The sequence below is a fragment of the Burkholderia sp. WSM2232 genome (assembly GCF_000472545.1).
Classification (GTDB): Bacteria; Pseudomonadota; Gammaproteobacteria; order Burkholderiales; family Burkholderiaceae; genus Paraburkholderia.
This window is the reverse complement of sequence record NZ_AWZV01000010.1, coordinates 187,864-202,571: the sequence shown is the minus strand read 5'-3', so window position 1 is coordinate 202,571 and position 14,708 is coordinate 187,864. Positions and strand designations below refer to the sequence as shown.

Genomic DNA, 14,708 nt, shown 5'->3' with positions numbered 1-14,708 from the left:
GAACGCGATGCGAACGCGGTGTGAACAGAAAAAGACCAGCGAGCCGCCCAGGGCGCGGCTCGCAATTGATCGTTCAGTCCTTGCGAAACTCGATGGTCTGCACGCCGGTATCCGTGCCAAGCAGGCACAGGTCCGCGCCGCGGCCCGCGAAGAGGCCCACCGTCACGACGCCCGGCCACGCATTGATATGCGTTTCGAGCGTGCGCGGCTCGCTGATGCGCAGCCCTTTGACGTCGATGATTTCGTTGCCGTTATCGGTAATGAACGGCACGCCTTCTTTCGTGACGCGCACCACCGGCACACCACCGAGTGCGGTCACGCGGCGGCCAATCGCGGTACGCGCCATCGGCACCACTTCTATCGGCAGCGGGAAGTTGCCGAGCGTCTGTACGAGCTTGCTCGCATCCGCGATACAGACGAACACGTCCGATACTGAGGCGACAATTTTCTCGCGCGTGAGCGCACCGCCGCCGCCCTTGATCATCGCGCCGCCGTGGTCGATCTCGTCCGCGCCGTCCACATAGACGGGTAGCGAATCGATCTCGTTCAGGTCGAGCACCTTGAAGCCGTGCGACTGCAGGCGCGCAGTGGTGGCGAGCGAACTCGACACCGCGCCGCGATAGCGCGCCTTGTTCGCGGCCAGCGCGTCGATGAAACAGTTGGCGGTGGAGCCCGTGCCGACGCCGATAATCGAGCCTTCGGGCACGTTGGCGTGGACATAGTCGGCGGCAGCCTGGCCGACCAGTTGCTTGAGTTCGTCTTGAGTCATGGGATGCTGGCGAGCAGTAAAAAGCGCTAGTTTACCGGAGTAAGCGTCGGAAACTTTTGCGGGACCGGCCGGAATTACTTCTTCACCGACCGCTGCCGCACGGCTTCGAACAGACACACACCCGAAGCCACGGAAACGTTCAGGCTTTCCACCGTGCCCGCCATCGGAATCTGCATGACAATGTCGCAGGTATCGCGCGTGAGGCGGCGCATGCCCTCGCCTTCGGCGCCCATCACAATCGCCACGGGGCCGTCGAGTTCCGTTTCGTAGAGGCTTTTTGTCGCCTCGCCCGACGTGCCGACGATCCACACGCCCGCCTCCTTCAGTTCGCGCAGCGCCCGTGCGAGGTTCGTCACGGTGATGTACGGCACGGTGTCGGCGGCGCCGCTTGCGACCTTCGCCGCGGTCGCGTTCAGACCCACCGCGCGATCGCGCGGCGCGATCACCGCGTGCGCGCCGGCGGCATCGGCAACCCGCAGGCAGGCGCCGAGGTTGTGCGGATCGGTGACGCCGTCTAGCACCAGCAGCAGCGGCGAGCCGTTGATTCCATCGAGTAGCTCAGCCAAGTTCTGGGCAAGCGGCAAGTCGCCCGCGCGAGCCACCACGCCCTGATGACGTTCGGTGCGGGCAAGCCCCCACAGACGTGTTTCATCAGCGGCGATCAGGCGCACGCCTGCTTCTTTCGCCGTGTGCAGAAACTCCGTCATGCGGCGGTCCTTGCGCGTGGCGTCGTAATAGACATCTTCGACGCTCGACGCATCGTGCCGGATGCGCGCGGTAACTGCATGAAAACCGTATAGAACCTTGTGACGTGCCATGACTGATACAACCTTTGATTGCGCGCGGCACCAGAAGCCGCGCTGCTGTGATGAATACCGATGCGTGTGCGTGCCGGATTCGACATGGCGAGTTGGCCGGCGCGAGCGGCCCGCGAGCCCCACCCCGCACGTCTGAAACGGACACCGCGCGCAACCGTCACGTCCCTGCGTGAGCGTTTGCGCGCGGTTCAAGCGCTCCAAGCGCGCTTAGCGCTTCTTGCGTGCCGTCTGCTTCGAAGCGGCCTTGGCCGCCGCGCCACCGTGTTTCTTCGCGGCGCCGCGCGAGGCGCGGGCTTCCTTGACGGCGGCGCTTTGCGTGGGCGCCGCCTTCTTGCGGCGTGCACCAGGCGCAGCGCTGCCGCCTTCGGCCGGTAGCAACGCCCGCACGCGCGCGCCGCCGTTTTCCGCAGATGACGGCTTGTCGCTCGCCGCCACGCCGCGGGCCGGGTGCGGTTTGATCGGTGTATCCCGCACGAGGCGGAAGTCGATCTTGCGCGCGTCCAGGTCGACGCGGCTCACCTGCACGCGCACGCGATCCGACAAACGGTAGCGAATGCCCGTGCGCTCGCCTCGCAACTCGTTCTTGATCTCGTCGTACTGGAAGTAGTCGGAGCCGAGCTCGGTGACGTGCACGAGCCCCTCGATAAAGAGCGAATCGAGCTGCACGAAGATGCCGAACGACGTGACGCCGTTCACCATGCCGCCATACTCTTCGCCGAGTTTGTCGCGCATGAAGTAGCACTTGAGCCACGCTTCCACGTCGCGCGAGGCTTCGTCGGCGCGGCGCTCGTTGGCTGAGCAATGCAGACCGAGCTCTTCCCAGATCGCGACATTGTTCGCACGCGAGCGGCCGCTTTTTTCCTCGTCGGCCTGCTGCATCGCGCGGGCGCGCGGCGAGAGCGCCGTGTTCAACGCGACGCCCTGCGCCGCCTCCGGCTGATACTTGCGGCCCTGCAAAATCGCGTAGATCGCGCGGTGCGTAAGCAGATCGGGATAGCGGCGAATCGGGCTCGTGAAGTGCGCATACGCTTCGTACGCGAGACCGAAGTGGCCGATGTTGTCCGGGCTGTAGACCGCCTGCTGCATGGAGCGCAGCAGCATGGTCTGCAGCATCTGCGCGTCGGGCCGGTCGCGAATCTGCGCCATCAGCGCGGCGTAGTCGCTTGCGTGCGGCTTGTCGTTGCCGCCGAGCGTGAGGCCCATGCCGCGCAGGAAGGTGCGTAGGTTCTCGAGCTTTTCCGCAGTCGGGCCGGCATGCACGCGGAACAGGCCAGGGTGCTTGTTGCGCTTCAAGAAGTCGGCGGCGCACACGTTCGCGGCCAGCATGCACTCCTCGATCAGCTTGTGTGCGTCGTTGCGCGTGCGCGGCACGATCTGTTCGATCTTGCCCTGCGCGTTGCAGACGATGTACGTCTCCGTCGTGTCGAAATCAATTGCGCCGCGTTTCTGACGCGCGGCGAAAAGCGCCTTGTAGACGCCGTACAGATTCTGCAATTGCGGCAGCAGCGCGGCCCGGCGCGCGGCTTCGGGACCCTTGGTGTTTGTGAGCACCGCGGCGACTTCCGTGTACGTGAGACGCGCAGCCGAATGCATCACGCCGGGATAGAACTGATACGCCTTCACTTCGCCGCGCGCCGTGACGATCATGTCGCACACGAGCACGCAACGGTCGACGTTGGGGTTCAGCGAACACAGACCGTTCGAGAGCTTTTCCGGCAGCATGGGAATCACGCGGCGCGGGAAATAGACCGAGGTGCTGCGCTCGATCGCGTCGGCGTCCAGCCCGCTTTTCGGATGCACGTAATGCGACACGTCCGCGATCGCGACGATCAAACGGAAGCCCTCGCCGCGGCCGACCTTGACCGGCTCGCAATACACCGCGTCGTCGAAATCGCGCGCGTCTTCGCCGTCGATCGTGACGAGCGGCACGTCGCGCAAATCGATGCGGTGACGCACATCAGCGGGACGGACCTCGTCGGGCAGCTGCGCCGCTTCGTCGAGCGCGCTCTGACTGAATTCGTGCGGCACGCCGTATTTGCGCACCGCAATTTCGATTTCCATGCCGGGATCGTCGATATCGCCCAGCACCTCCACCACCCGGCCAAGCGGCTGCGAATGGCGGCTTGGAAAATCGGTCAGCTCGACCACCACCACCTGGCCGACCTTGGCCTTCTTGGTGTTTTGCGTGATCAGAATGTCATGGCCGATGCGCTTGTCTTCGGGCGCGACGATGAGCGCGCCGTTTTCGTTCAGCAGGCGGCCGATCACGCGCTTGTTGGCACGGTCCGTGACTTCGACGATGTGCCCTTCCGGCCGCCCGCGCCGGTCATAGCCGACGATGCGCGCAAGCACGCGGTCGTTGTGCATGACTTTCTGCATTTCGGCGTTGGGCAGGAACAGATCGTCCTGGCCGTCGTCGCGAATCAGGAAGCCGTAACCGTCGCGATGACCCTGAACGCGGCCGGCGACGAAGTTCGACGGATGAGTCAACTGATAGAGATTGCGCTGATCGAGCCGGATCTGGCCATCGCGCTCCATCGCGCCCAGCCGCTTGAAAAATCCTTCGCGCTCCTGGCGTTTGATCGACAGGGCTTCGGCGATCTCGTTGGCGGCGAGCGGCGTTTCGCTCGTACGCAGGACGCCGAGGATTTCCTCGCGGCTCGGAATCGGATACGGAAATTTGCTCAAGGGCTTGTCGATGATTTTTTCTCGTTGCATGGACGTCGGTCGGCGATCTGGCTCGGCTTAAGAAGCGTTTGCATGGCGCCTGCATGGCACTTTGCTGCTGCACTGGAAAGACCTGCCCCGGTCCGGCTCGTTCAAGGCTGGGTCCGACGGGCTCGTGCACCGTGCCAACGAACTACTGCGAGGCATTCTAACACCCGTCTTGCGCGCCACGCGGGCCGCCGATAGTCGCCAGGAGGCGCGCGCAGCCTGGCTCGCCGCCTGTTTGGGCAAGTTTTGAGAAACGCTTGACAGCCGCCATTCTGTCGCTATAATGGCGGTCTTTGCTGTTCATCACCTGCCCAGGTGGCGAAATTGGTAGACGCACTAGGTTCAGGTCCTAGCGGTGGCAACACTGTGGAGGTTCGAGTCCTCTCTTGGGCACCAGATTCAAGACTGAAGCCGCCGGGTTGTATAGGCGGCTTCAGTTTTTATGTAGAGCGGTTGTCCGCAGTATGTTTCTGTTTCAAGGCGGTCGTTGCGGTGGGGATTGACACACTGCATCAGCTCGCTAAAATAGCTGTCTAGCTTCAAGACGTGCCCAGGTGGCGGAATTGGTAGACGCACTAGGTTCAGGTCCTAGCGGTGGCAACACCGTGGAGGTTCGAGTCCTCTCCTGGGCACCAACGGTTGTTCCCGCGCAAGCCGCAGTAGTTCGAGAAACCCCGTAAGATCAACGTCTTACGGGGTTTTTTGTTTCCGCAGAGGACCGTCATGTACCCGTGGCATCGACGATTTTTGCGTATACACTTGCGTATACGCGAAATCGAGGTGTCAGGCCATGCCTAAGCGCGTCGAACCCAAGTCCGAAGTGGTGTTTCGTGTCGCCAAACCGCGCGAGCGTCCCTACCTGCTCGCCGATGGGAATGGGCTAGCCCTGCGCGTCTGGCCGGATGGAAGCAAAACGTGGCTGCTCCGCTACCGCCGACCCAGTACTGGCAAGGAGAACTTCATCAGCCTCGGCCCCTACCCTGACGTCTCGCTCGTTGATGCACGTAAAGGGGCCGCTACCGCGCGCAACCTCGTACGCGAAGGCACCGATCCGGTCGAACACCGGCGAACCGAGTCAGCGGCGCGCAAACGCGCAGCCGAAGGGGCGTTTCAGCTGGTAGCTCAACAGTGGCTCGCGTTTAAGCGTAAGGAGTGGGCTGATGAGACGTACCGGAAGGCCGAATTCGTCGTGCGCGAGTATTTGAGTCCGGCACTGCGCGACAAGCCAATCTCTACGCTTGCGACGCCCGAAGTGAAGCCTGCCTTGGAAAGGATTGCCGTGCACGCACCGAACCTTGCCACGAAAGCGCGTCAGTACGTCGGCGGCATCGTGACCTACGCAATTCAGCATGGTCTACGAGAAGACGGCGTTCCCCTCTCGCTGCGCGGCGTCATCCCCCGGCACAAGAAAGGTCACATCCCGGCAATCACGAAGCCGGCCGAGATCACGCCACTCGTTCAGGCCATTAACATGTACAAGTCGCCGCTCACTCGGGGCGCCCTGAAATTGACCATGTTGACCGGGCTGCGCCCGGGCGTTGTAGCGGCCGCGCCTTGGGGCGAAATCGATCTCGACAGGGCCGAATGGCACGTCCAGGCCAGCAGGATGAAGATGCAACACGACCATATCGTTCCACTACCGAAGCAAGCGGTTGCCTTGCTCAAGGAACTGGAGTCGCTGACCGGCCGCGTTCACTATGTTTTTCCCTCGCCCGCGCGCCGAAAGACGCCGCACTTGCACCGAGACGCCTTGAGCAAGGCGCTGCGCGAAATGGGCTTCCAGGGAAAGCATGCAACGCATGGATTCCGCGGCATGCTGCGCACGGTGGGGAGAGAACGGCTGGGCGTCGACATTGATGTGCTAGAGGCGCAGCTCGCCCATGCGAAGCGAGGGGACGTGCAGAAGGCGTATGACAGAACAACTTTCGACGACGACCGTCGGCGCGTCATGCAAGAGTGGGCTGACTACATTGATCGGCTCGGTAACGCGAAACCATAATTGGTGTTGACGCCGCCGTCGCTACTTATATCGCCCGCTCGCTACCCCAACAAGTTCTCAACCGCCGAATTCACCACCCCCACTCGATTGTCAATCTAACGGCCGCAACCTTATGTGGACAAGGATGCAGCTAGCCCATATATCGACGATACCGCCAATGATACCGAGAAATGCTACCGGCACTTTCCGCCGCTCCACGGATCACAATGGAGATTCAGTACCAACACTGTTCAAACAACCTCGAAGATGAAGTACCGCGAGACCATTGGTCTTGGCAGCACCGTCATCGATACCGTTAAGCATTTGCCAACACGGCCTGGCCGAAGCCGACCAGTGCCAGGAGCCTCAACTCACAGAGCCTGATCCTCCGGACGGAGTGCGGGGTTCACATTGCGGCCGCTCAGGGGCGCCCCGGATCTACCCCCACACAACAGTGGAACAAGCCGGACGAGAACGCACGGTCAAATACGGAGCGCCCCCGTCTGGCGCCCTTGGCCACTAGCCACGCTGTCTCAATTGCGCAACGTCTGACTGATGCGCCTGCTTTCCAAGCTGTTCCGCGTCTCCTGCCTTCTAACGCCGAGCATAGTGACCGACTAGTACTCACTGCCGGCTCGGACGCCCAAAACCGACCAAGAACCGCCGATGTTTGTTGTGTAGATGCCGGTTGCAGTCATTTTCCGGACGCGGACAGATCAGACCACAGCGAGCGTCGCGGCATCGTCGTCGAATGGGTTGCGCCAGTCGTTGCCGCCGAAATCGTGGACGTACCCTTCGAACTTACCCGGTTGCCGGCGGCTGACGAGCGAAAACACGGCGCCGCGGGCGGCAATCGGAAGGGCAAAGGTCACGTAACAGCGGTCGACGATCGGCAGATCGAGGCCGGCGAGCCGCGCCGGCGTCATCACCAGGACGGCAGGCGAGCCGGAATGAAGAAATTGACGAAGCAAGTCGGCGGCCGCTGGCGGCGGGGATGCAGAAGTCAGCATGGCGGCGTAAGTGTCTGCCGGATTGATGGCGCTCCTGATTCGTTCACGCCAGAGTCGCTCGATGACGTGGACCATCCGCGTACCGGTGGCGAGATCCGGCACAAGGATCACGGCTTTTCCCGCGCACGGCTGGATATGATCGTTCGCGTCAACAAGCGCCGCGCGCGCGACCCATTCGAGCATGCTTTCGGTGAGCGGGGCTCGTCCACGATTCCTCTCGCCACCATCGCCTGACGCACCACCCCTCGCGTATTGCCTCACCTGCACCGGCACTAGGAGCTGCTGCCGCACCGCGTCCTGAAACGCCAGGTCGCGGATCGATTCGCCGAACACCTCACGAACTTCTTCACGAAGCTTGATCGATCCAAGGGGCCCAGAGCTGAACAGGATATAAATGCCGCGCGGGAAGTGGGAGACGACGGCTAGTGCTCTTGAACGAAGGTTGTAGCCGATCACGACGCAATCGTCCGCAAATGAGCCGGGCAGTGCATCGAGTTGCTGCACAGTCGTCACGACGACGTCGGATGACGCGGTTCGGAGTACCTGTTCGAGTTCTGCTCCGCTCGCTGGCACGACCAGTTTTCTCCGCGTGTCTGGTTCGAGCATGTCTTTGTACAGTTGGGCAAACTGCATCACGAACCCACGCATGTCGGTCAACACGACGTAGCGCAACGAATTGAGCTGAGGGTGCTGCATGCAAAGCGCGAGATAGGCTAGCAGCGAACCGGAGATGCCTGAGCCGCTCGTCTGCGTGACCACGCCGGCGCGGCGATTGCCCGCCTGTGCGGCAAGCGTCGCATCCAGGGCGCCAAGCGCAATCTCCTGCTGGTGCGACCTGAGCGTGGACTTCAGACGAAGCCCGAACTTGTCCAGCGCGTGCGCGAGTGAATCGAGCGGCGGCGTATCCCCGCCCGGTGGTGTATCGCCTCGCAGGATCAGATCTTTCGCCTGCTCCGCCCTGGCAAGATTCTCGACGAGTTCCGCAGGCACCGGGTCAGTCTGCGAGCCGGTCATTTCGCTGGTCGCACGCGCCTCGGCCAGCAAGCTGCTGAAATCGGCGGTCTTGCCGCGCAGTTCGAGCAGTTCGTCCGCCAGTTGTTTAACCGATAGGTAGGCCTGGAGAAAAGTCGTGGCGTCGGACATGGCGACGGCGGTACGTTCCGTCGGCTCCGGTGGGCTCGCAGGCGCTTCGGCTTCGCTCAGATATGCATCGAGCAGGGCCTCGCCGTCGCACTCGAAGAGCAATGAGAACGCCCAGATCGCGCCGCGTCTAATGCCGCGCAGGTGTTCTTCGGCAGGCACGAGTCCGTTGCCGGCGTGATAAAGATCGTTGCGCAGTTCGTGATAGAAGACGAGCCACGCACGCTCGACTTCCATCGGCACACCGAGATCCTGCGCATGGGCTTCGAGAAATTCCAGTTTGGTGTGGAAGTTTCTGTTCCAGTTGGCGACAGCTTCTCGTGCGAACGGGCGATTGCCGCGCTGGATCGGGTTCAGCGACAGATAGGTAATGACGGAAACTTCGATGCTGTTGTCGAAACCGACCATTGCAATGCGCCGATCGAAGTCGGTGCCGCTTCTCAAGTGCTCCTCGGCATGCCGCAGCAGTTCGAAGGGCGTTTGCGCCCACGGCTTGAGTGTTTCGATCGGCGGCATCTTCCAGTCCCCGGCGTATTTCGTGAGAGTAAAAACGGCAGTATTTTTCCGCCTTGTATCGATCGTCCGCATGGCGTCGTGCTCGTCGTTTACGCGGATCGCATCGCTTGCACCACGTCGGTTGCGGACCATGGCGCGCACGTATTGTACGGGACGCGAGGCGAGCGACGCATTCATCCGTACCGCGTTACTATCGCCGGCAGACGCGTCGCGTGGACTTGCACTGCGCGTTTAGTCGCGGTGACTGTTTACAGGGTACAACAGCCTTTCCTGTAACTAGGTCGTAGCGTGAACCATCGTTCGCCGTCTGAATGCTGCGCCTATACATCTGATAACCGCAGCTATCCGATGTTGCGCTTAACCGTTTTGGGGAACAGGGAGTTGAAATGGTCGTGCGGTTGGTCAATCCTCGCTGACTCACTGAACAAAACATTTGGATCCAAGGATACTGGGGCGCCCCCTTGGGGCAAGCCAGCGCATTGGGGGAGCCCCAAACCCATCCACCGGCGCCCTCAACGCTGCCAAACAGCATAGGCGCATACCCCAATACCCTCCTCCGGGCCGACATTCAAAGCTGTGTGGAAGACCGTCACATTTGACGCTAACGAACACGGGCCGTTGACTACCCACCGGCTGGGTCGTTATCGTGGATCGAGCTTGGATGCATGCAGACTGCCAAGGTCAAAAAAAATCGTTGACTGGAATGCAAGACCCGCTTTGTACCGTGGAAGTTATACTCCTTATAGACAAGGTGCGGGTACTGGAATCCCCTGTGCCGAATAGTTTCCACAGGCCATCGCGAATTCGACCATAGATCGCCCGACTTCTCGGCGTTTTCAATGAACCAGATTCCTGGCTGAGATCGCCGGGTAGACAAAGCAACCGCATGCACCCGACAGCCGGCCCCGAAGATTCAATCCTGCAGCCGCCATACTACGATGGGCAACGACTTCCACTCAGCTCGCTCAGCCCTCCGCAATTCGAGAGCTTTGTCTTCGCCTGTTTTCTAAAAATTCAGCGTGAGACAGGCATAAGGATCACGGGCAAACCATCCGGCTCCGGCGATGCGGGATTCGATGTCGAGGGAGAATCCGTAGCAACCCAACGGGGCGTTTGCCTTCAGTGCAAACGACTGCAAAGTCCACTAGGTACTGCCCAGGTCGCTGAAGAACTGGCCAAGGTTGCAGCAACGTCGACGCTGGATGGTTCCAACATCGGGCTTCACCAATTTCTCTGCTCGTCCAGCATAAGCCAGACCCTGCGCAGACAAATTCGCGAACATTCCCGCCAGCAGCTCATCGACGCGGCTTCGGCAAAGCTGATGGACGACGGACTCGGTTCGCTCGCGCGCTTGCGTGGGCGTCTTGAAGCAGTAGGTCGAGATCCCAGAGAGGTAGTCGAACAGTACGTGCGACAACTCGACCAACTTGTCGTATGGGGCGCAGACGAATTCGACGCTGCGCTTTCGTCAAACTGGATCGAGCTGCAGGATGTCGTCGAGCAACATTTCAAAGTGGCGACCGTCGTTCGAGAGCATCCAAGGGCGACCTTTAACCGGTCAGGGTATCTGGCGACTCATCGCAATTTCACGGTGGTTGTAGAGCCCCGGATTCGCAACACGGCCTTGCCGGAAGGCCTCGCCACGTCCTCTGCAGCCGATCCCCGGCAATACGGCACTATGTCAACGCACACGCTGAAGTCACTGGACGACATACGCCAGCTGGACGACGGCGAGTTGGCCATCATTCTCGGCGACGGCGGCATCGGAAAAACTGCTGCACTCTCCCTTCTCCGCGCCAATACGGCACGAGAGTCATCCGACTCGATGCTTGCCGTGGTGATCAGCTTGGCGAACTATCTGCCGGGAAGTATCAACGCCACCATTCATCAGGAACTCGGCGTAGTTCATGGAAACTGGCAAACGCTTCCGGACAGGATATTGCTGCTTTGTGACGGACTGAATGAATGCCCCGCCCCTCACATGCAGGCCTTCCTGAATGAGCTGAAGCCCTTGCTCGATCGCAATCGCGTCGTCTGCGTCATCGCAACCCGCGATTCCAGCCGGCGCAGCCGGCTGGTGTTGCCGAAGAAGCCGTCTGCCTACGTACAGCTTGAGGACCTAACCCCGATGGGAGTTCGTCGCCTCGCCCAGGCGGAGCTCCCCAATGATGAAGCCAGCGCATTTGTTCGCGCATACAGAGGTTTGTCGGACCGGTCTGGATCCCCACATTTCTGGACGCCGTTTGCCGTCCTGGCTGCGATCGGACTGTGGCGCGAGGCGGCAGAACTGCCTGCAACTCTGGGCGAGATATTGCAGGCACTGCTCCTGGGCCGCTGCAGGCGAAACAACGAGCTAGGGGACGAACTGGCCCCCGACGTTATCCTGCAACTAGCCGGCGCGTTAGCTTTTCACGGGATCTTTCACGACGGACGACTGGAGTGCCCGGCGACTCAGGCCGGCAAATGGATCGGGCAGGCGAGACAGTTGTGCTCTGACGCACTCGGCGTTTCGGGCATGAAGGATACCGAGGTCGTTAATTTGCTCATCCAGCACGAACTTCTCCGCAAAACAGAGAATGGCCACCTCCATTTCGGACATCAGTTGATCGCTGGCGCACTCTCAGCCCGGTTCCTCGCTCGTAACTGGAGACAACATGGGCAAACTCTCGGAGAATCCGTTGCCGATGATGCGTGGGTTTTCGCAGCACAGCTGGTCCCGGATGGAGAACGGATTGATTTTCTGAAAGCCATTTTCGAGGCTGACGTAGTACTTGGATCACAAGCTGCCCTAGAAATGCCGCGGGAAATTCAGGCCAGCGCAGAACAATGGCTCCTCTACTCCGTTGCTCCGCAACATCCTGAGGTCGCGCGAGCCCGTGCGCTGCATGGGCTCTCGAATCTCAAATCAGAGAATGCGATTGGAAAGCTTCGCCAGCTCGCCGTCGACAAACGCGATCCCGTCCACTATGCTGCGCGCAGGGCACTTTCAGCGAGTGGCGATGTTGCTTTCCTTCGCGCCTTGCTGGTTGAAATGGACCGTATCAAGTCAACGCCGATCACAATGACCGGAGGTAACGTAGCAGTATGGGAATGCGCCCCGCTTCCGGTCCGGCTCGACCTGGCAAGACAACGGCTGATCGAATCGTCACCCGGTGACCTGGTGGCGGAATCCCTGTTCCACGTCGCCTACGAACGCGATGCCGATGACGAAGAAATCGTGGTACGCCATCTCGATGCGGCATCCGATCTGGGGACGTGGCAGGTTGCCCTGTTCGCGCTCCAGCAAATCGCCCCACAGCGCGCAACCAAGAAGGCCAACGCGGCAATATCAGCCGAATTATCGATCATCGGAAAAGCCAACCTGATCCGGTCGGCCACATCGGCAGGAATTGAGATCGACGTATCTCTGGCATTTGCGTGTGCGACCGCAGACCTTTCCGATGTGGAAGCTTCCACGGAGTCCAATTTTCATCTCGGCCAGTTGATCGACGACGTACTTCGAAAAAAGATGCTCCCACCGGAGCTCGTCGAACAGGTGGAGAAAAAACTCCCCCCGAGCCTCGGTGAGCGCCGACTACGTTTATGGCAATTGGCTGCGCAATGCCCCAGTCTCATGCTCGCGAAATACTCGCTTGAATGTATCAGACAGTGGGGCGACGACGCAGGCTCGGCATGTGCGTTCTTCCTCGAACAACACAAGCTGCGCAATGAGTACGCCGACGAACTGTTGACTGCGTGCGAAACCGGTTTACGCTCGGAGCTTGACTGGCATTGCTGGCGAACAGAACGGGCACTTAAGTTGGTTGCAGAACTTGGATTCAGCGCAGATGTGGTCGAGCTGCTTTCTTCCGCAATCAGGCGTCTCTCTCGAGTGAGAGAAGTCGTCGAAAGTGACAGCGTTCACGAGCTTGACTTGGTTGAGCAAGATATCGCCAGCAAGATTTCGGCTAGCACTCCCCGGCATGGTTTCGAGTATCTTGTGTCGTCGCTCATACCCGCCGCAGCACTCGCGCGGACGCTTCTCCCAAAGGAGCTCCTGCTCTCGTTTCTGTACTACGACACGCATTCGATCGCCTACGTGCGGGATGATTTCCGGGCGATATTTTCCGACCTAGATGACGAAGAAATTGACACTATCCTAGTAGCGATCACGGATGAGTGGACATTGTTGTCGGGCCTGCTCGCATTGAGTATCCGCCCGGCAACCCCTGTTCGCATCAATCTCTTACGGCGTTGTTTGGAATCGGGCTACATGCACCCCGCCAAACGCCATCTTATCGAGCAAGCAATAGACGCATGTTGGAATGACGGGATCCTATTCATGGTGACCGACGTCATTGCTCGAATCGAGGACTGGCCCGAAGCAGCGGCAGATTTGTTCTGGTCATTTGTACGGATGGTAGCTCGCCACTTAGTCACTGGTGATGTCGCGATACTTCAGCAGGCGCTCGCCCGAGCTGTTACGCCCTTTGCGCGTCGGATCCTGACAATCTGGCGCGATGGTGTTTCCAGAGGCGAATTTAAGCTGCCCGTTACACAATTCGAAGCAGAGAAAAATTTACAGCATACAGATCTGAGTCCACCACGCTTGCCACAGTGATTGATGGCTATTTCGCCAAGCAGGTTTTGCCAAATTCGATGCCACGAGCGACAACAGCCTCCGCTGAGATCTTGACTACACCATACCGATGTAATTCGAAATGCGAAGAGGTGTTTGATGCTCAATGCCCCGATCCCAAATCGCGACCAGCTATTTCGGGAGGTATGGACTACCCCTATGGTGCACGTCGGCAGTAAATACGGCATTTCGGGAACAGATGTGCGGCGAGTATGTGACGCATTCCGGATACCCGTCCCACTGCCCGGACATTGGACACGCGTCGACCTCGGACATACGATTCAACGGCCTCAGCTGCCTGCGATGTCAGAACAAGAAGTCCTAGCTGCCATATCGGCAGTCAAAGCAATAATCGACCGGCCCAAACGGCTCGTCGAGGTGCGTGCCGACAAGCGAATTCAGAAGGATAACGAAGTCGCCGCGGACGCTGCCCCCAAGCAAAAAGATTGGCATCGCGCCATCAAACAGTTACGCGAGCAAATGGACAAAGGCGTCACTCGCGCTGAGCATTTAAAAAAACGATATGAGTGGGAACAGAGCCATCCCGGAAAGCAATACCAGCACAAAGGCGAAGTGGTCTACGGAAACTGGGAATCCTTTTGTGATACGGGGCAGTTGCTGGTGACCTCGCATCGCAAGCTCGCCGCGCGTTTATCCGTGGACACCTACCAGCGAGGACTGTTGATTCTCAACATCATCTGCCACGGAGCAGAGCTTGAGGGATACACGGTTCAGATGGCAAAGGACAATGAACGCCTGGAACTGTCAAAGGGTGGAGCTCACGTCGAAGTTCGCATTACCGAAAAATTAACTCAAGGTACCCGGTATCGTATCAATACAGGCAAGCCTTTCACTGGGTCTCACGCATCTGCAGATGATGCGCTATGTGGTCGTCCCGCAGGCGTTCCGGCGCATGCTGCCAGCGCTCGGCAACAACATGATTGCGCTCCTGAAAGACACTTCGCTAGTCTCCGCGATTGGACTCGCCGAACTGGCTTATGCGGCGCGCACAGTAGCGGGAGCGTATGGCCGGTATTGGGAGCCCTACCTGGCGATTGCGGCAGCATATTGGCTGATGACATTCGTGCTGTCGATTGGCTTGCACAGACTTGAGGTCCATCTCGCGCGGACAGATCGCGGGTAG

At 60.0% G+C, this 14,708-nt stretch carries 6 protein-coding genes, 2 tRNA genes and 1 pseudogene; 5 read left to right on the top strand and 4 right to left on the bottom strand.

What is annotated here, in order from left to right; genetic code table 11:
* Positions 1-73: 73 nt before the first annotated feature.
* From rpiA to rnr, 3 genes are all read right to left on the bottom strand, one after another.
* The gene (rpiA, locus tag F757_RS0111020; RefSeq protein ID WP_027211434.1) at positions 74-769 is read right to left on the bottom strand and encodes a ribose-5-phosphate isomerase RpiA; all 696 of its coding nucleotides are present in this window, start codon (positions 767-769) and stop codon (positions 74-76) included.
* Between the two features lie 74 nt (positions 770-843).
* Positions 844-1,587 (bottom strand): 23S rRNA (guanosine(2251)-2'-O)-methyltransferase RlmB, encoded by a 744-nt coding sequence (rlmB, locus tag F757_RS0111015; protein ID WP_027211433.1) that lies wholly within the window; start codon positions 1,585-1,587, stop codon positions 844-846.
* Between the two features lie 207 nt (positions 1,588-1,794).
* Positions 1,795-4,305, bottom strand: coding sequence for a ribonuclease R (rnr, locus tag F757_RS0111010; protein ID WP_027211432.1), 2,511 nt, complete (start codon positions 4,303-4,305; stop codon positions 1,795-1,797).
* A 306-nt stretch (positions 4,306-4,611) separates the two neighbouring features.
* Here rnr and F757_RS0111005 point away from each other — a divergent pair.
* The 3 genes from F757_RS0111005 (at position 4,612) to F757_RS0110995 (ending at position 6,301) form a co-directional block, all read left to right on the top strand.
* Positions 4,612-4,698, top strand: a tRNA-Leu gene (locus F757_RS0111005).
* A gap of 152 nt (positions 4,699-4,850) precedes the next feature.
* Positions 4,851-4,937 (top strand) — tRNA-Leu (locus F757_RS0111000).
* 155 nt (positions 4,938-5,092) lie between these two features.
* Positions 5,093-6,301 (top strand): tyrosine-type recombinase/integrase, encoded by a 1,209-nt coding sequence (locus F757_RS0110995; RefSeq protein WP_027211431.1) that lies wholly within the window; start codon positions 5,093-5,095, stop codon positions 6,299-6,301.
* Positions 6,302-6,996: 695 nt separating this feature from the next.
* Here the strand turns inward: F757_RS0110995 and F757_RS34620 are convergent.
* Entirely contained in the window at positions 6,997-9,123 is a 2,127-nt protein-coding gene (locus F757_RS34620; RefSeq protein ID WP_051376748.1) for a hypothetical protein, read from the bottom strand.
* Positions 9,124-9,832: 709 nt separating this feature from the next.
* On the opposite strand from F757_RS34620, the gene F757_RS0110985 reads away from it, so the two are divergent.
* The gene (locus tag F757_RS0110985) at positions 9,833-13,546 is read left to right on the top strand and encodes a hypothetical protein (RefSeq protein ID WP_027211430.1); all 3,714 of its coding nucleotides are present in this window, start codon (positions 9,833-9,835) and stop codon (positions 13,544-13,546) included.
* An 856-nt stretch (positions 13,547-14,402) separates the two neighbouring features.
* Positions 14,403-14,708, top strand: a pseudogene (locus tag F757_RS33410) (ABC transporter permease subunit); the annotation flags it as partial.